Raw genomic sequence first — 18,518 nt, forward strand, 5'->3', positions numbered from 1 at the left:
ATGGTGGTGGCTACACGAAAACACCACCCGCCCCCTGGCGGCCCAGCCCGGGCATCCGGCCGAGACACCCGGGACGCCCGCTCCGGCGTCGGGCCGGCGGGCCGGCGGGCCGGCGGGCCGGCGGGCCGGCGGGCCGGCGGGCCGGCGGGCCGGCGGGCCAAGCCAACAGAACCGGCGAGCTGTTTTCTCGAACGCGACCAGGCCTCGAGCCGCCCGAACCTACCGAGCCTGAGCAGCCGGCAGCACCTTCTCCAGGAACGCCGACACGTCGGCGAGCTCCTCGGCGCTGATCGAGTGCGGCAACCCCGGGTAGACGACCTCGGTCACGTCGGTGAACCGCGGCAGCCAGGTCGACGTCCGCGCGGTCGCGTCGGGCGCGATGACCTGGTCCGCGTCGCCGTGACCGAAGAACACCGGCGGCCGGCGCGCCGCGAGCGCCGAATCGCCGGGCAGCTCCGCGTCGAGCACGAAGCCCGAGAGCACGACGCCCGCCGCGAACCGCTCGGGCGCGGCCCGCAGGAGCTGGGTCACCATGAGCCCGCCCTGCGAGAACCCCACGGGTACGACGGCAGTCCCCGGCTCGACGTTCACGTCGAGCCAGGCGAGCACCGCGGCGGTCGCGGCAGCCACAGGCTGCGGGTCAGGCCGCCCGGGCACCCCGAGAGGGAACCACGAGAACCCTCCGTTGCCCGCGGCCAGGGGCGCTCGCAGCGAGGCCCAGTCCCACACCGCCGGCAGGTGCCCGGCGATCGCGGGCAGGTCGTGCTCGTGCGAACCGAACCCGTGGAGCAGCAGCAGGAGCGGTCGCCCCGCCTGGTTGCTGCCGCGGACGTGGACCGTGATGTCAGCGCTCATGCCGAGAATCCTTCCATGGGGAGTTCTCACCCCCCTCAGGGCGTGAAAGAGTAAAGAACCGGCCACCCGTCGCGGATATACTCCCGGGACCGGTCGGTGGACCGGCTTGCCCGGTTCGCCGGGTTTCAGGGGTGGGTCTCGCGCTGACCCCTGCTCCAGGATCGGCGTCCGGTCAGCGCCCCGGCAGCCGACCGGCAGAATCGAGCGAAGGATCACGATGACCGAGGCAGCACCGCTCCAGCCCCCCGCCGCGACCGAGCACCTGGTGCTCTCGGCACCCGAGCCCGTGAAGCCCGTCGCGACCACGCAGGCTCCCGCGATGGCCCCGCGTGTCGACGAGGCAGCGATCCCCGGCCTGGACCAGAAGGTCACGTCCTACCTGGACGCGCTCATGGCCTCCGACGCCCGCTCCCCCGAGTTCGCCGCCAAGGCCAACGACGTGCGCACCATGGGCGACCAGGACATCCGCACCGCTGCCGACTCCTCGAACCGCCTGCTGGCCACGCCCGTGCGCGCCCTCAAGGAGGGCGGGCTGTCCGAGGGCTCCAAGGTGGGCAGCACGCTCCTCGAGCTGCGCCGCACGGTCGAGAACCTCGACCCGTCCGAGGCGAGCATGGGCCGCAAGATCCTCGGCTTCATCCCGTTCGGCGACAAGCTGACGGACTACTTCCGCCGCTACGAGTCGGCCCAGGGCCACCTCAACGCGATCATCCGTGCGCTCTACGACGGCCAGGACGAGCTCCGCAAGGACAACGCGGCCCTCAACCTCGAGAAGCAGCACCTGTGGGACACCATGGCACGGCTCAACCAGTACATCTACGTGGCCGAGCGCCTCGACGCGCAGCTGTCCGCCAAGACCGCCGAGCTCGACGCGACGGACCCGGAGAAGGCCAAGGCCCTGCGCGAGGACGTCCTGTTCTACGTCCGCCAGAAGCACCAGGACCTCCTGACGCAGCTCGCGGTGTCCATCCAGGGCTACCTCGCGATCGACATCGTCATCAAGAACAACGTCGAGCTCATCAAGGGCGTCGACCGCGCGACCACCACGACCGTCTCCGCGCTGCGCACGGCCGTCATCGTGGCCCAGGCCCTCGCCAACCAGAAGCTCGTCCTGGACCAGATCACGGCGCTCAACACGACCACGTCGAACATGATCGCCTCGACGTCCAAGATGCTCGCGGACCAGTCGGCGTCCATCCAGTCGCAGGCCGCGAGCGCGACCGTCGGGCTCCCCCAGCTCCAGGCCGCGTTCCAGAACATCTACGCGACCATGGACTCGATCTCGACGTTCAAGGTCCAGGCGCTCGACTCGATGGCGCAGACCATCGGCGTCCTGGAGACCGAGACGACCAAGGCCCGCGAGTACCTGGACCGCGTGGCCCAGGGCGACCAGACCGGCGCCGCCACGGGCGCGCTCGACCTCGGAAAGGTCTGATCCGGACACCATGGGCTGGTTCCAGAACCTGTTCGGCGGCGGGCGCAACCGCCCGCCGGAGATCCCTGCGCTGCCTCCGGCGCCCACGAGCGCGGACATCCTCGCCTCGGTCGACGCCGTCCAGGCGCAGATCGAGGGCAGGGTCCCGCCCGCGGTGACCGCGCGCGTGAACCGCATCGCCAAGACCGTGGACGACATGGCGCCGCGCCTCGACCGCCTGGGGGGCGGCACGGCCCAGGCGCACACGGTCGTGGCGACCGCGACGAGCTACCTGCCGGAGGCCGTGGGCGGCTACCTGCGCCTGCCGCGCGACTTCGCGGACACGCGCGTCATCAACCGCGGCAAGACGTCGCTCATGATCCTGTGCGACCAGCTCGACCTGCTGGGCGTGACGCTCGACAAGATCTCGGACGCGGTCTCGCGCGCCGACGCCGTGGCGCTCGTGGCGCACGGGCAGTTCCTCGCGGAGAAGTTCCAGACATCCTCGATCGCCCTGGCCCCCGAGGCCGGGCTCGGCTCGGCCCAGCCGCAGGCGCCGGGGACCCCGGGCGGGCTGGAACGACCATGAGCGCCGCGCGCCAGGGGGCGCTCGCCCGCAGCATCGCGGTGCTGACCACGGTGGGTCGCCAGGCGGGCCTCGTGCCCGACGACGTCACGCGCGAGGGCGAGCGTCTCGCCGCCGCGGTGGCCGAGTCGTCCACGGGCGCCGCGCCCGCGTGGCTCGAGGCCGTGGGCCGCGCCCCCGACGACTTCACCGCGTTCTTCGAGGCCGCCCAGCGCGGTCGCCGGTGGCGCTCGGCCCCGACCGACCAGCTCACGACCCTCGTGCTGGCCGGCTCGGAGCACGCCGGCGCCTACGCCGAGGCGCTCGCGAGCGTGATCGACGCGGCCGGCGCCCTGGGCTCCCCCGGGCTCGCGGTATCGGCCAACGCCGCGTCCACGACGGCCGTACAGCGGGCCGCGGCCCAGCCCCGCACCACGCCGCAGCCGGCAGGGCCATCAGTGCCGTCAGCGCCGGCGGGCCCCCCGGCGGCCGGGCCTCACCCGCACGGCAAACCCACCCGCTTCCCCGCGCCCTCGTTCGACCCGACCCTCCCGAGCGGCACGAACCCGTTCGACCTGGGGTCCCTCGTCGGCGCGGGCGGGCTGCGGCCCCCTGCTCAGGACGTCGTCCCCACGGTCGACGCGATCCTCGACGCCCTGGGTGCGCGCACCCCGGGCGACGCGGCCCCCCCGACGCACGCGACGCCGTCGGGCACACCGGCCGCCGGCGGCCCGCAGAGCGCGACCACGGGCGACGCCCCCGCCGAGGAGGAGACCGAGGCCGAGCCGCCCCGGTCGCTCGAGGAGCTCCTGGCCGAGCTCGACGCCCTGATCGGGCTCGACCGGGTCAAGCACGAGATCCGTCAGCAGACCGAGCTCCTGCGCATCGAGCAGCTCCGCACGGCCGCAGGCCTGACCCGGCCCACGCTCACGCGCCACCTCGTGTTCCTCGGCAACCCCGGGACGGGCAAGACGACCGTCGCCCGCCTGGTCGCCGGGATCTACCGCGCGCTCGGGCTGCTGAGCAAGGGGCACCTGGTCGAGGTCGACCGTTCCGAGCTCGTCGCGGGCTACCTGGGCCAGACGGCCGTCAAGACCTCGGAGGTCGTGGCGACCGCGATCGGCGGCGTCCTGTTCATCGACGAGGCCTACGGCCTCGCGGAGGACCAGTACGGCGCCGAGGCGATCAACACGCTCGTCAAGGACATGGAGGACCACCGCGACGACCTCGTGGTGATCGTCGCCGGGTACCCCGGCCCCATGGCCTCCTTCATCGCGACCAACCCCGGCCTCGAGTCGCGCTTCTCGACGACCATCACGTTCGACGACTACTCGGACGCCGAGCTGCGCGGGATCTTCGAGCGCATGGCCACCTCGGCCGACTTCGAGCCGCTGCCCACGACCCTCGACCGGTTCGAGGAGATGGTCTCGCTCGTCCCGCGCACCGAGGGGTTCGGCAACGGACGCCACGCGCGCAACGTCCTGGACGGGGCCATCGCCCGTCACGCGTGGCGCCTCAAGGACACGCCCGAGCCCACGCTCGACGAGCTGCGCCGCCTCCTGCCCGAGGACCTGCTCCCCGCGGGCGAGGCGCCCGAGAGCATCCTGCAGGCGACGCCCACCGAGGACGCCGCGCCTGCGGACGTGCTCGACGAGCCCAGCTCGGCGGACGACGACCTCGACCTCGCCGAACCCGCCGAGGACCACCAGCCCGACGACGACCAGCCCACCGACGCGACCGTCTCCCCTCAGGAGGAGCCTGCATGAGCCAGACCCTGACGCCGCCGCCCGGGTCCGCCCCCGCGCCCGGTCGGGCCGTCCAGCCCGCCCACCCCGGTCAGCCGGGCGGGCAGGCCGGAACGGCGCCCACGACGCAGGCCCAGGAGCGTGCGGAACGCCGGGCCGGGGTCCGCAGCGCGCTGCGCCGCACCCCGGGCAAGCTGCGGATCGCGCTCGCGGTGTGCGTGCTCGCCTCGATCGTCTTCGGTGCGCTCGGCTTCCAGGCCGCGCGCGTCCAGGGGATCGCGCTCGAGGACGCGCGCTCGGACACGAGCCAGCTCGTGGGCATCCAGGACGTGCGCAACAACCTGGTCGTGGCCGACGCGTCCGCGACCAACGCGTTCCTGGTCGGAGGCCTCGAGCCCGCGGACCAGCGCGAGCGCTACGACGACGCGATCGCGAACGCCTCGATCCGTCTCGCCGAGCTCGCGGGCGCCAACAGCGCCGACGCGACCGAGCTGGGCGTGGTCGCGTCGCAGGTCACGGTCTACACGGGGCTGATCGAGCAGGCGCGAGCGAACAACCGGCAGGGCTTCCCGGTGGGCTCGGCCTACCTCGACCAGGCCTCGACGCTGCTGCGCGACGAGATCCTGCCGACGCTCACGACGCTCGTCGACGACAACGCCGAGCGCGTCGCGTCCGACCTGTCGATGGTGCGCAACGCGATGTGGATCCTCGCGGCTGGACTGCTGTGCCTCGCGCTGCTGATCGTCACGCAGGTCTGGCTCGCCAAGCGCACGCACCGCGTCCTCAACGTGGGCCTGCTGGTCGCGAGCATCGTGATCCTGGTCGTGGGCGTGGGCGGGGCCGTCCTGCTGAGCCAGACCAACAGCGCGGCCGCCGCGGTCCGCGACGGCCCGTACGCCGCGACGCTCGCGGCCTCGACCGCGTACTCCGAGGCCAACGACGCCAAGGCCATGGAGAGCTTCACGCTCATCAAGCGCGGCTCGGGCCAGACGTACGAGGAGTCGTTCGTCGAGCTGACGGCCGACGCGACGCAGCGACTCGACCAGGCGGGGGCCGACGGGAACCTCGACGGCACGTCCGCCGGGTACCTGGGCGAGTGGATCACCCAGCACCAGGCCATCCGCGCGCTCGACGACGCGGGAGACTGGGACGGGGCGGTCGCGCTCGCGACGAGCTCGGACGAGGGCGGTCCGAACGCCGCGTTCGCCGCGTTCTCGCAGACGGTCACGTCCGACATCGCCGAGAACATCAAGGCCACGCAGGCTGACCTCGCCTCGGCCGGCAACCGCTCGGCCCTCGCGGGCTGGCTCCTGCTGGCAGCGGGTCTCGCCGCGGCGGTCCTCGCCTGGCGCGGCCTGAACGTCCGACTGGAGGAGTACCGGTGATCACCTCGACCTTCCGCAAGAGCGGGCGCATGGGCGCCCTGGTGGCGCTGGGGCTCTCGGGCGCCCTGGTCCTGGCCGCCTGTGCCACGCCCGACGCAGCCCCCTCCGCGGGAGCGCCCGTCGCCTCGGTCGTGGGGACGTCGGGCGGAGCGGCCGGGTCCTCGGTCGCCGCTGCGGCGACGTGCGAGAACCCCGTCGCGTCCTACGCCCCCGACGGGCCGCTGCCCGGACCGGGAGCTCTGCCCGCGGGCAGCACCATGGCCGCGATCCGCGACCGCGGCTCGCTGATCGTCGGCGTCTCGGCCGACACGCTCCAGCTCGGGGCCCGCAACCCGCTCAGCGGGCAGATCGAGGGCTTCGACATCGACGTGCTGCACCAGGTGTCGAACGCGATCTTCGGTGACCCGGACCGGCTGCAGTTCCGCGTCATCACCTCGGGCCAGCGCCTCGAGGTGCTCGAGAACGGCGAGGTCGACGTGGTCGCCCGTGCCTTCACGATCAACTGCGAGCGCTGGGAGACCATCGCGTTCTCCTCGGAGTACTACCACGCGGGCCAGAAGGTCCTCGTGACGCGCGACTCCGAGGCGCAGGGCATCGCAGACCTCGCGGGCCAGCGCGTGTGCGCACCGGACGGCACCACGACGCTCGAGCGCCTCCAGGAGTACCCCGACATCACCGCGGTCCCCGCGACCACGCACACGGGCTGCCTCGCGCTGTTCCAGCAGGGCAAGGTCGACGCGATCACGGGCGACGACACGATCCTCGCGGGCTTCGCGGCCCAGGACCCGTACGCCAAGGTCGTGGGTCAGGCGATCTCGGACGAGCCCTACGGCCTGGGCATCCCGGCCCAGAACGTCGACATGGTCAAGTTCGTCAACGGCGTCCTGGAGCAGATGCGCACCGACGGCACGTGGACGGCGCTGTACGACGAGTGGCTCGGCGTGCTCGGCCCGGCCCCCGCGCCGCCCGTCGCCGTCTACGGCCGCACGCCGTGACCTCTGCCTCGTCCGCCTCGCCTGCTGCCGGGCCGCCCGTCGCCCCCCGGACCCAGCAGGCTCCGAGCGCGCCCGGACGTCTCGGCGAGGCGATCCCCGCGGCCGAGCTCTACGAGTACCTCTCCCGGCTCGAGGAGTGGCTGCGCGCCCGGCGGACCGAGCTCGACCGCCTCGACGCGGCCGCCCAGTCCGCGGCGTCCCCCGAGACGTACACGGCCGACATGCTGCTGGCCATGACCCTCTGGCAGGCGGCCCGCACGCGCGCCGACGAGATGGGCGCCGTGTGGGACTCGGGGCGCGCCGACGCGGTGGGCCGCGAGAAGATCTCCCAGCTCGTCTGGGGTCGGCTCAGCTCGCCCGACGGCTCGTCGCTCGTCTCGCTCGTGGAGGCCACGCGGCTGTGCGACGCGATCGTCTCCGCGCTGCGCACCCGTCTGTCGTTCGACCCGAACGCGGCCGACGAGGTCGCGCGCTTCCGCGGGCTGCGCGCCGAGCTGGCGCGCTGCGACGAGCTCGCGGGATCCGACACCACGGCTCGCGGACGCGTCGAGAAGCTGCGCGAGCGGTGGACGAGGCTGCGCGACAAGGCGTCGAACGGCGCCGACGTCACGGGCCCCCTCACCGAGCTCGAGGCCGAGGTCGCGCGCACCGAGCGGGACCTCATCGTGGGCGCCTCCGAGCGCCGCGAGCTCGCCCGCGACCGCAAGCAGGCGGTCGAGCGCTATGCGGCCCTCGAGGCGCGCGAGCCCTCGCTGCGCGAGCTCGCGGCCCGGTGCCGGCGCGAGATCGCCGCTCCCCCGCGCCTCGCGGTGCCCGACGTCTCACGGCTGGGCGAGGTCCCCGCGGACCGCGCCGGGCTCGACGGGTTCCTCACGCGCCTCGCGACCGTCGCGCGCGCGTTCGACACGGTCGAGGCCTCCTACTCCGCGCCGCTGCGCGAGCGCGCCGAGCTCCGCTACCGGCTCGACGCGTACCGCGTGCGGGCCGACTCGAACGGGCGCAGCGCGTCCCCCACGGTCCGGTCGGGACTCGCCGAGGCCCGCGCGGCGGGCGAGGCCGTACCGTGCGACGTCGTCCTCCTGCGCTTCCTCGTCGAGCAGTACCAGTTCCTGACCCGCGACCTGCCTGCTCACCTCTCGTCTCCCGCCCCTGGATCGTCGCCCGTCCCGGGCCAGGAAGGATCGTCCTGATGACCACATCGACCACGCAGGAGCCGTGCGCCCAGCCGGGCTGCGACGGCTTCATCGAGGACGGCTACTGCAACGTCTGCGGCTCGCCGGGCGGATCGTCCGCGTCGCCCGTGCCCTCCACGGGGGGTGCCACGGGCACGACGACGTCGCCCGGCGCGGCAGCGTCGCCGTCGGCCATGCTCGGCACGGGGATCGCCCAGGCCGCACCGAACTACGCCGCCGGTCCCGGACCCGAGGGCGAGGCCGTGTCCACGCGCACGGGCCGGACCAGCTCGACCCAGCTCGCGAGCGCCGCGCTGGGCTCGGCCCGCTCGGCCGTCACGGGCACCAAGTCCACGCGCCGTGTCGGCACGTCCTCGACGCGTCTGCGCGGGCACCGCCTGGGCGCGGGCCTCACGACCGTCCCCAGCGCCCCCGTCCGCGACCCGCTCCAGGCCATCATGGCCGTGCCCGAGCTCGCCGAGTCCAAGCGCTTCTGCCCCACGTGCGGCGCCAAGGTGGGCCGCTCGCGCGACGGCGTCCCGGGCCGCACCTCGGGATTCTGCCCCCAGTGCCGCACCGCGTTCTCGTTCGACCCGCAGCTCTCGCCCGGCGACGTGGTCGGCGGACAGTACGAGGTCGTGGGCTGCCTCGCGCACGGCGGGCTCGGCTGGATCTACCTGGCGCGCGACCAGAACGTCTCGGGCCGCTGGGTCGTCCTCAAGGGCCTGCTCAACTCGGGAGACCCCGACGCGTTCGCGGCCGCGATCTCCGAGCGCCAGTTCCTGGCCGAGGTCGAGCACCCGCTCATCGTCGAGATCTACAACTTCGTCATGCACGACGGCGCGGGCTACACCGTCATGGAGTACGTGGGCGGCAAGTCGCTCAAGGAGATCCTCAAGGACCGCCGCGACGAGAACGGCGGCGTGGTCGCCCCGCTGCCCGTGGACCAGGCGCTCGCGTTCGTGCTCGAGATCCTGCCGGCGTTCGCCTACCTGCACGACCTGGGCCTGATCTTCTGCGACTTCAAGCCCGACAACATGATCCAGCAGGGCGACGGCGTCAAGCTCATCGACCTGGGCGGCGTGCGGCGCCTCGACGACATGACGTCGGCGATCTTCGGGACCGTGGGCTACCAGGCCCCCGAGGTCGCCGAGGTCGGCACCTCGGTCGCGTCCGACATCTACACGATCGGGCGCACCCTCGCCACGCTCGTGCTCGACTTCCGCGGCAACCAGACGACGTACGTCTCCTCCCTGCCGCCGGTCGCCGAGACGCCCGTCTTCCAGAAGTACGACTCGTTCTACCGCCTGCTCGCCAAGGCCTGCGCGCTCGACCCGTCCGACCGCTTCGCGACGATCGACGAGATGCGCGCCCAGCTCATCGGGGTCCTGCGCGAGGTCGTCGCGACCGACCGGGGCCCGGGCAGCGGGGCGCTGCACTCGGCCGCGTCGATGCTCTTCGAGGCCCCGGTGTCCGACGACGCCGACGCGCCGCTGACCTGGGACGCGCTGCCCGCGCTCAAGGTCGACGAGTCCGACCCCATGGCCAGCTGGCTCGCGGGCGTCAACATCGCCGACCCCGCGGCGCGCATGGCCGCGCTGGCCGCGGCCCCCGAGGGCACGGTCGAGGTCCGCCTCGCCTACGCCCGGGCCGCGATCGAGCACCGTCGCTTCACCGAGGTCGAGAAGACCATCGCCTCGATCCTCGCCGACGACCCGTGGGAGTGGCGGGCCGCGTGGATGGGCGGGCTCGCCGAGCTCGCACGCGGCGAGGCCGCCGCGGCGCGCGCCTCGTTCAACGCGGTCTACGGCCAGGTGCCCGGCGAGCTCGCGCCCAAGCTCGCGCTCGCCGTCTCGTGCGAGGTCAGCGGCGAGCCGGACATCGCCGAGTCCCTCTACGTGATCTGTGCCCGCTCGGACGCCAACTACACGGCCCCGGCGGCGTTCGGGCTCGCCCGGATCCGCCAGGCCCGCGGTGACCTCGACGGCGCGCTGCACGCCCTGGACCTGGTCACCCCGACCCGGAGCTCGTACACCGACGCGCGCATGCGCCGTGCGCGCCTGCTCGCAGGGTCCGGCCGTGGCCTCCCGGCCCTGGCCGAGGCGCTCGCGAGCGTCGAGTCGGTCGCGATCCCCCAGCGGGAGCGGGTCTCGCTCTCGATCGACGTGCTGAGCTCGGCGCTCGCGGAGGTCACGACCGCGTCGACGAAGCAGGTCGGCACCGTGCGCATCGGCGGTGTCGAGCCCAAGGAGCCGCCGCTCCGCGACGCCCTCGAGGGGGCCTACCGCGAGATGGCGACGCTGACCGACGACAAGATCGCGCGCATCGACCTCGTGGACCAGGCCAACGCCGTGCGCCGCTGGACCACGACGTGAGCGCGGAGGACACCGGCGTGCTCGCGCCCTGCGCCACGTGCGGCGAGGTCCCCGCTCCCGGGGCGAGGTTCTGCGAGAACTGCGGCTCCGACGTCGGGCCGGCGGCGGGCGCCGCGGGCGGGCCGCCCGTCCTGGCGCGCCCTCCCGTGCCCGCGCTGCCCGAGCCTCCTGCCGACCTCAAGCCGACCGATCCCCCGGTCGACCCGGCGTCCGACCCCGTGCCCCCGCCCCCTCCCGTCGCCACTCACCGCCCCTGCACGAGCTGCGGCGGGACCGTCGCGGACGACGGCTACTGCGAGCAGTGCGGCGAGAAGGCCCAGGTCGAGCGCGACCACTGGGCCGAGCGACCCGCGCCCTGGGTCGCGGGCGTGTGCGACCGCGGCATCCGCCACGCGCGCAACGAGGACGCCATGGCGCTCGCCGCGTCGGGCGATCCGGCCACGGCCGGGCGCTTCGCGGCGCTCGTGGTGTGCGACGGGGTCTCGGCCGCGCCGGACTCGGACGTCGCGAGCCTCGCGGCCGCGCGTGCGGCCCGGGACGTGCTCGCGTCGGGCGGGCCCGACGGCGCCACCCCCGTCACGGGGGACGTCACCGAGCGCATCCAGGCCTGGCAGGCCCTCATGGTCGCGGCCTCCACGACCGCGAACGACGCCGTGCTGGTCGCGGTGGGCGACAAGGCCGAGCGGGCCGAGCCGCCGTCGTGCACGTTCGTCGCGGCCGTCGTGGACGGCCCGCTGATCGTCGCGGGGTGGGTCGGCGACTCGCGCGCCTACTGGATCCCCGACACCGGCACGGCCCGCCAGCTCAGCGTCGACGACTCGTGGGCGCACGAGCTCATGGCCATGGGCACCCCGCGCCACGTGGCCGAGAACTCGCCCCAGGCGCACGCGATCACGCGCTGGCTCGGCCCCGACTCGACCGACCCGGCCGCGCGGTGCGCCCCGACGGTCCCGGACTCGTCGGGCTGGCTGCTGGTCTGCTCGGACGGCCTGTGGAACTACTGCTCAGCGGCCGACGACCTCGCGGACCTCGTGCGCTCGACCGAGGCCTCGACGGGGCGCGAGCCCCGGGCGCTGGCCACCGAGCTCGTGCGCTGGGCCAACGCCCAGGGCGGCCGCGACAACATCACGGCGACCCTCGCCCGGTTCGAGGCGCTCCCCGCCTCGACCACCTCCGATAACCTGCACACAGACGCTGTCACGGGCGACGAGCCCGCGACGCGCGCCCTCTGATCCACGAAGGAGCCCAGAACCCATGGCCGAGTTCTCCGCCGAGGTCTTCCAGAACGAGTTCCTGTCCGAGGGCGCCACGGATGTGCACGCCATCGTGACGGTGACCGCCCGAGGGGCAGGTCAGGCCGGTGCCGCGACCTCCGGGGGCGGCGTCGCCGAGATCATCATGGTCGACACGTCCGGCTCGATGTCGGGACGCAACATGGAGTCCGCCAAGTACGCGGCGCAGGTCGCGGTCGACCAGATCCTCGACGGGACCTGGTTCGCGATCGTCGGCGGCAGCCATGTCGCGCAGCGCGCGTTCCCCTATCCCAACGCGCGCGTCGCGATGGTCCAGATGGAGCCTGCGGCGCGTGAGGAGGCCAAGCGGGCCATCGCGATGATGAGCCCGTCGGGCGGCACCGCGATGAGCACGTGGCTCCAGCTCGCTGCCCAGCTCTTCGACACCGTCCCCCAGGCCGCGCAGCGCCACGCGATCCTGCTGACGGACGGCAAGAACGAGTCCGAGCCGCGCGAGAACCTGTCGCAGGTCGTGCGCAACGTGACCGGGAAGTTCCAGTGCGACGCGCGCGGCGTCGGGTCCCGCTGGCAGGTCGACGAGCTGCGCGAGATCTCGACGGCCCTGCTCGGGACGGTCGACCTGATCGCCGACCCGAGCGAGATCGCGGCCGACTTCTCCTCGCTCATCCAGAAGTCCATGTCGCGTGGCGTGGCCTCCGCGGACCTGCGCGTGTGGGCCCCGCAGGGCGCGCAGGTGCTGTTCGTCCGCCAGGTCGCCCCGACGGTCGAGGACCTCACGACGCGCCGCGCCGTGGTCAACCCGCTCACGGGCTCCTACCCCACGGGGTCGTGGGGCGACGAGTCGCGCGACTACCACGTGGCCGTGCGCGTGGCCTCGAAGCCCGTGGGCTCCGAGCAGCTCGCCGCGCGGGTGCAGCTCGCCGTGAACGGCGAGGTGGTCTCGTCGGGTCTGGTCAAGGCCAAGTGGTCCGACGACGGTGCGCTCACCACGCGCATCAACCCCGAGGTCGCGCACTACACGGGCCAGGCCGAGCTCGCGTCCGCGATCCAGGAGGGCCTCGCGGCCAAGGCTGCGGGCGACGAGGCGACGGCCACGGTCAAGCTCGGCCGCGCGGTCCAGCTCGCGGCCGAGACGGGCAACGACGAGGCGACCTCGCGCCTGCGCAAGGTCGTGGAGATCGAGAGCGAGGAGCAGGGCACGGTGCGCCTCAAGCGCAACACCGACAAGCTCGACGAGATGGCCCTCGACACGGCCTCGACCAAGACCACGCGGGTCAAGCGATGAGCGCGATCTGCCCCAACGGGCACGCGTCCGAGTCGACCGACTACTGCGACGTGTGCGGCGAGCCCATGGGGGCCGCGTCGAGCAGCGCGTCGGGGGCGGTGTCCTCCGGCTCCGCGGGGGCCGGCGCGCCCGCCGCCTGCGAGGGTGCCGGTGGTGGCGAGCCGATCACGTGCCCGCACTGCTCGTTCCCGGCCGCGGCCGGTGCGCTGTTCTGCGAGAACTGCGGCTACGACTTCACGACGGGCTCGCTGCCCGAGCCCGCCGGGGCGCCGTCGGCCGCGACCCCCGCGCCGCTCGCTCCCCCGGCGTCCTCGCTCGACCTGGACCCGGTAGCCCCTCCCGCAGGGTCGCCCGCGGCCGCGCCGTCGCCCGACCCCCTGTCGGCTCCGGCGGCCCTCACGCCGCCCGGGGTCGATCCCGGGGCGGGTGGCCCGTCGACTGCCGCGGTCGCCGCCGGTGCCCCGGGGACGGGTCCGCTCGTCGCTCCCGGTGCTCCTGCCGACCCGGCCGAGGGCGAGGCGACGTCCGCGCGGACGGGCGCGACGCCGTCGGGCTCCGGGACGCACCTGCCCACCCCGCCCGTGCCGGGCGAGGACCAGTGGGTCGTCGAGGTGTGGATCGATCCCGACTGGTACCAGGCGCAGAAGGCCGAGGACCCGTTGCCCTCGGCCGGGCTGCCGGGGCTCGTGGTGCTGCGCGAGCGCAGCGTGCTCGTGGGACGTCCGTCGGCGTCGCGCAACATCCACCCGCAGATCGACTGCGGCGCCGACTCGGGCGTCTCGCGGCGGCACTGCCAGCTCAACACCGACGGGCAGCGCTGGTGGGTCGAGGACCTCCAGTCGTCCAACGGGACGTACCTCAGCCCTGCGGGCGGCGAGCTGCCGATCGACCCGATCCCCGCCGGCCAGCGCCGCGAGGTCGCCGACGGCGACCGCATCTACCTCGGTGGGTGGACGCGGCTCGTGATCCGCAAGGCGATGCCCGGCGAGGTCTGACCCTCGTGGTGTGACGGCGGGCGGCGCGAGGCCCCCGTCGGGCGCGCCCTCCGGCGAGGTCTGAGATCGGGGGGTGTCGTCCGCGCAGCCACCACAATGGTGGTGGCTGCGCGAACAACACACCTGTCCCCGGGCACCGGTCGAGCCGCGGACCGTCAGGAGATCGCCCCGTCCTGACGCGTGGGGGGACGGCTCGTTCCCCGGTTGCACGCCCCTCCTCGCGGAGTACGCTCAAAAATGAGCACACTCACCAGGAGGTGGTGTCGTGATCGCCACGGCAGCAGCGAACGAGCTCCGCACGACTCCCCCGACCGGGCGCCGCCAGCGTGCGATGCGCGAGAAGGAGAAGCGCATCTTCGAGGCGGCCTCGACGCTGTTCGACCAGCGCGACTTCCAGCACGTCGTGACCCAGGAGATCTCCGAGCGTGCCGACGTCGCGGTCGGGACCCTGTTCCGGTACGCGGCGTCCAAGGGCGAGCTGCTGCTCATGGTCTACAACGAGCACCTCCGCGAGGCTGTCGCGGCCGGCGAGAGAGCGTCGGCCGGGATCGACGATCCGCCCGACGCCGTGGTCGCGCTCGTCGCACCGATCCTCGTCGAGAGCTCGAAGCACGCGCAGAACGCGGCGGCCTACCAGCGCGAGCTGTTGTTCGGCTCCCCCGAGGAGAAGTACCGGATCGAGGGACTGGCCCTCGTCGAAGGCCTCGAGGCGCGGATCGCCGAGCGGCTGGTCGCGGCGGCGAGCCCCGCCCTCGGTGCGCCGGGCACCGCTCCCGGCCCAGCGGTGGAGGTACCCGACGCCGTCGGGCAGGACGCCTCCCGGGTGGCCCGCAGCGTCTTCGCGGTGCTCCACCTGCTGCTCGCCCAGGCCTCGACCGGCGCGCACGCGAGCCGAGACGCCTCGGTCGAGCTCGACGCGCAGGTGCGCCAGATCGTCCGCGGGTTCCTCGCGACCGTCGCCCCCGCCCCCTGACGTCCGGGCCGAGGGCGGAGATCCCGCCGCGGCCCGTGCTGCACCCACTTCAGAAGATCCGTCGATGAAGGGAATGGCACATGTTCTACAGCAGCGGCAACTACGAGGCGTTCGCGCGACCGCGCAAGCCCGAGGGAGCGGAGAGGAAGTCGGCCTGGTTCGTCGGCGCCGGCCTCGCGTCCCTGTCCGGGGCAGCCTTCATGATCCGTGACGGGCAGGTCCCCGGGAGCCAGATCACGATCCTCGAACGCCTCAAGCTGCCGGGCGGCGCCCTCGACGGCATCCGGGAGCCCAAGAAGGGATTCGTCGTGCGCGGCGGACGCGAGATGGAGGACCACATGGAATGTCTGTGGGACCTCTTCCGGTCGGTGCCGTCGATCGAGATCGACGGGGCGTCGGTCCTCGACGAGTTCTACTGGCTCAACAAGGACGACCCGAACTTCTCCCTGCAGCGCGTGACCGAGAAGCAGGGGCAGGACGCGCACACCGACGGCCTCTTCACGCTCAACGACAAGGCCCAGAAGGACCTCGTCAAGCTCTTCCTCGCGACCCGCGAGGAGATGGAGGGCAAGCGGATCAACGAGGTCCTGGGCAAGGACTTCCTCGCGAGCAACTTCTGGCTCTACTGGCGCACCATGTTCGCGTTCGAGGAGTGGCACAGCGCCCTGGAGATGAAGCTGTACCTGCACCGGTTCGTGCACCACGTCGGCGGCCTGCCCGACTTCAGCGCCCTGAAGTTCACCAAGTACAACCAGTACGAGTCGCTCGTGCTGCCGCTCACCCGCTGGCTCATCGACCAGGGCGTGACGTTCCACTTCCAGACCGAGGTCACGGACATCGACTTCGACATCACGCCCGAGCGCAAGCTCGCGACGCGGATCCACTGGATCAAGGACGGCGAGGAGGGCGGCGTCGACCTGGGCGAGGACGACCTGGTGCTCACCACGATCGGCTCGCTCACCGAGAACTCCGACGACGGTGACCACCACACCGCCGCGAAGCTCGACGAGGGCCCGGCCCCGGCCTGGGACCTGTGGAAGAACATCGCCCGGCGCGACCCGTCGTTCGGGCGCCCCGAGGTGTTCTGCACCAACATCCCCGAGAGCAAGTGGGAGTCGGCCACCGTCACCACGCTCGACGCCCGCATCCCGGAGTACATCCAGAAGATCGCCAAGCGCGACCCGTTCAGCGGCGGCGTCGTGACGGGTGGGATCGTGACCGTGCGCGACTCGGCCTGGCTCATGAGCTGGACGGTCAACCGGCAGCCGCACTTCAAGCAGCAGCCCGAGGACCAGATCGTTGCCTGGGTCTACTCGCTGTTCGTCGACACCCCCGGGGACTTCGTCAAGAAGCCCATGCAGGAGTGCACGGGCGAGGAGATCACGCAGGAGTGGCTCTACCACCTGGGCGTTCCCGTCGAGGAGATCCCCGAGCTCGCGGCGACGGGTGCCATGACGGTGCCCGTCATGATGCCGTACGTGACCTCGTTCTTCCTGCCCCGCCGGGCAGGCGACCGCCCCGACGTCGTCCCCGAGGGGGCCGTGAACTTCGCGTTCATCGGCCAGTTCGCCGAGACCACGCGCGACACGATCTTCACGACCGAGTACTCGGTGCGCACCGGCATGGAGGCGGCCTACCAGCTCCTCGGGATCGAGCGGGGCGTGCCCGAGGTCTTCAACTCGACCTACGACGTGCGCAAGCTGCTCGCCGCGACCACGCGCCTGCGCGACGGCGAGGAGCTGCACATCCCCGGCCCCGGCATCCTGCGCAACCGCCTGCTGCGCAGGATCGACGCGACCGAGATCGGAGAGCTGCTCAGCGAGTTCGGGCTGCTGCACGAGAAGAAGTAGGGCGGGTCGTCGCACCGCGTCCGGCTCCCCGGGGGTGGGGTGCGTTGTTCGCGTCGTCGCAACAATCGTGGTGGCTGCGCGAACGACACACCCCACCCCCTGGGCCGTCCCTACCGGGAACGGGGTGCGTCCGGACGACCACGCACATCGACGAGCGCATCCTGCCCCCTCGAGGGGGCAGGATGCCGGTATGAGCACAGCATCAGCCGGCCCTCTGTCCGGCTACGTTCTCGAGGTGGTGCGCAACGACAGGTCCACGACCCTGTGGTGGGGTGAGGGTGCCGACGGCGGCGACGTCGTCGCGACGCGCAGCGGCAGGGTGCTCACGTGGACGAGCCCCGAGGCCTGCTTCGCCGCGGCGGCCGTCGAGGGCTGGGACGTGGCTCACGACGAGGCGACGCGGATGGACCTGACTCCGGTCCTCGAGTGGCTGGCTCGCCGACGAGCCCTCGATGCGGCGGCGGCTCTGAACGCGTGGAACCTGGCAGGCGACATGGCGCGCAGCACCAGGACACCCTGGGGAGACCGTGGGCGCGTCGCGGATGCCTGTCACGACAAGCTCACCGTGGCGTGCATCCCGTGGCTCGTCGGGCAGGACGACCGCTCGCCCCGTTGGACCGTGACCGAGGAGCGCTACCTGCGCAAGCGGGTCGGTGCGGCGGTCGCGCTGTTCGACCAGCAGGTCGCGGGGCGTCGCCACCTCCGCCCCTAGACCCGCGCCGGGACGATTCCTCAAGCCGGGACCCCCACGCAAGGCCCCGGTTGGAGGTTTCCTCCAACCGGTTGTCGACTTCCGCCAACGCACGCTGCTCTCCCTGATTCGTGGCGCCGACGCACCGGCCCCCTGTCCCCGACAAGAGTGGACACGTGCCACCCGGCACCTCACGCCCTTCCCGAGGAGACCCCGTGGCCCGCGCAGTGCGCACCGACCTGCCCGCAGAACTGCCCGCTGACGTCCCCGCGAGCGAGCACCCCGACGCACCGGTGTCGCACGAGCCGGCACCCCGCAGTGCGGGTTCCGAGACCTCCGCGACCTCCCGCTGGCGCATCACCGCCGCCGACGCAGCCCGCATCGCGACCTTTGCCGCACTGACCGCGGTCCTCGGCATGCCCGGCTCGCTGGCCCTGTTCGGCAACGCGGTCCCGATCACGCTCCAGACCCTGGGCGTCATGCTCGCCGGCGCCCTCCTCGGCGCGTGGCGCGGTGCGCTCGCGATGCTCACCTTCCTCGCCCTGGTCGCGGCGGGCCTCCCGCTCCTGTCGGGCGGCCGCGGCGGCCCCGCGGTCTTCGTGGGCCCGTCGGTCGGCTACCTGATCGGGTTCGTGGCGGGCGCTGCGGTCGTCGGCCTGATCGTCGAGCGCTTCCGCACCCTGACGTTCTGGCGGGTCCTGGTCGCGAGCGTCGTGGGCGGCATGCTCGTCATGTACGCCCTGGGCATCCCGCTCCAGGCGCTCGTCACGGGCTTCCCGCTCCAGACCGTCGCGACCGGGTCGCTCATGTACCTCCCGGGCGACCTCCTCAAGGCCGTGATCGCGGCCTCGGTCACGGTCGGCGTGGTCCGCGCCTACCCTGCGGCCTCGCCGCTGCGCCGCCCCCAGAGCCCCCGACGCTCCACCGAGCAGCGGTCCGCCGCGAGCCCCGCGGCCTGATCGACC

The 18,518-nt window shown here is 73.1% G+C and carries 15 protein-coding genes; 14 read left to right on the plus strand and 1 reads right to left on the minus strand.

All coding sequences use genetic code 11. The annotated features are described in order from the left end of the window. Positions 1-219: 219 nt before the first annotated feature. Positions 220-855: an alpha/beta hydrolase gene (locus H9641_RS09070; RefSeq protein ID WP_191803023.1), complete on the minus strand. Its 636-nt coding sequence runs from the start codon at positions 853-855 to the stop codon at positions 220-222. A 217-nt stretch (positions 856-1,072) separates the two neighbouring features. On the opposite strand from H9641_RS09070, the gene H9641_RS09075 reads away from it, so the two are divergent. The 14 genes from H9641_RS09075 to H9641_RS09140 all read left to right on the plus strand — a co-directional run bounded on the left by H9641_RS09075 (position 1,073) and on the right by H9641_RS09140 (position 18,512). Further along, positions 1,073-2,290: a toxic anion resistance protein gene (locus H9641_RS09075; RefSeq protein WP_056648538.1), complete on the plus strand. Its 1,218-nt coding sequence runs from the start codon at positions 1,073-1,075 to the stop codon at positions 2,288-2,290. A 10-nt stretch (positions 2,291-2,300) separates the two neighbouring features. Beyond that, positions 2,301-2,858: a hypothetical protein gene (locus H9641_RS09080; protein ID WP_056648536.1), complete on the plus strand. Its 558-nt coding sequence runs from the start codon at positions 2,301-2,303 to the stop codon at positions 2,856-2,858. Further along, positions 2,855-4,600, plus strand: coding sequence for an AAA family ATPase (locus H9641_RS09085; RefSeq protein ID WP_191803024.1), 1,746 nt, complete (start codon positions 2,855-2,857; stop codon positions 4,598-4,600). Before H9641_RS09080 ends, H9641_RS09085 begins: the two co-directional genes overlap by 4 nt. Continuing rightward, positions 4,597-5,964, plus strand: a complete 1,368-nt coding sequence (locus H9641_RS09090) for a hypothetical protein (RefSeq protein WP_191803026.1) — start codon at positions 4,597-4,599, stop codon at positions 5,962-5,964. Before H9641_RS09085 ends, H9641_RS09090 begins: the two co-directional genes overlap by 4 nt. Then, positions 5,961-6,959, plus strand: coding sequence for a glutamate ABC transporter substrate-binding protein (locus tag H9641_RS09095; protein WP_318244479.1), 999 nt, complete (start codon positions 5,961-5,963; stop codon positions 6,957-6,959). The genes H9641_RS09090 and H9641_RS09095 overlap by 4 nt, the downstream gene beginning before the upstream one ends. Further along, positions 6,956-8,149 (plus strand): hypothetical protein, encoded by a 1,194-nt coding sequence (locus H9641_RS09100; RefSeq protein WP_225220233.1) that lies wholly within the window; start codon positions 6,956-6,958, stop codon positions 8,147-8,149. Before H9641_RS09095 ends, H9641_RS09100 begins: the two co-directional genes overlap by 4 nt. Then, positions 8,149-10,506 (plus strand): serine/threonine-protein kinase, encoded by a 2,358-nt coding sequence (locus H9641_RS09105; RefSeq protein ID WP_191803028.1) that lies wholly within the window; start codon positions 8,149-8,151, stop codon positions 10,504-10,506. Before H9641_RS09100 ends, H9641_RS09105 begins: the two co-directional genes overlap by 1 nt. Next, complete coding sequence (locus H9641_RS09110; protein ID WP_191803030.1) at positions 10,503-11,738, plus strand: PP2C family protein-serine/threonine phosphatase; 1,236 nt, start codon at positions 10,503-10,505, stop codon at positions 11,736-11,738. Before H9641_RS09105 ends, H9641_RS09110 begins: the two co-directional genes overlap by 4 nt. A 22-nt stretch (positions 11,739-11,760) precedes the next feature. Then, positions 11,761-13,044, plus strand: coding sequence for a VWA domain-containing protein (locus tag H9641_RS09115; protein ID WP_191803032.1), 1,284 nt, complete (start codon positions 11,761-11,763; stop codon positions 13,042-13,044). Continuing rightward, a complete protein-coding gene (locus tag H9641_RS09120; RefSeq protein ID WP_191803034.1) occupies positions 13,041-14,039 on the plus strand; it encodes an FHA domain-containing protein in 999 nt (332 codons plus the stop codon). Before H9641_RS09115 ends, H9641_RS09120 begins: the two co-directional genes overlap by 4 nt. 265 nt (positions 14,040-14,304) lie before the next feature. Continuing rightward, the gene (locus tag H9641_RS09125; protein ID WP_318244480.1) at positions 14,305-15,012 is read left to right on the plus strand and encodes a TetR/AcrR family transcriptional regulator; all 708 of its coding nucleotides are present in this window, start codon (positions 14,305-14,307) and stop codon (positions 15,010-15,012) included. A gap of 80 nt (positions 15,013-15,092) precedes the next feature. Then, entirely contained in the window at positions 15,093-16,862 is a 1,770-nt protein-coding gene (locus tag H9641_RS09130) for an oleate hydratase (protein WP_191803036.1), read from the plus strand. A 190-nt stretch (positions 16,863-17,052) separates the two neighbouring features. Then, positions 17,053-17,574 (plus strand): hypothetical protein, encoded by a 522-nt coding sequence (locus H9641_RS09135; RefSeq protein ID WP_191803038.1) that lies wholly within the window; start codon positions 17,053-17,055, stop codon positions 17,572-17,574. Positions 17,575-17,768: 194 nt separating this feature from the next. Next, positions 17,769-18,512, plus strand: coding sequence for a biotin transporter BioY (locus tag H9641_RS09140; RefSeq protein WP_318244481.1), 744 nt, complete (start codon positions 17,769-17,771; stop codon positions 18,510-18,512). Positions 18,513-18,518 lie beyond the last annotated feature (6 nt).

This window comes from Oerskovia merdavium (assembly GCF_014836755.1).
GTDB classification, from domain to species: domain Bacteria; phylum Actinomycetota; class Actinomycetes; order Actinomycetales; family Cellulomonadaceae; genus Oerskovia; species Oerskovia merdavium.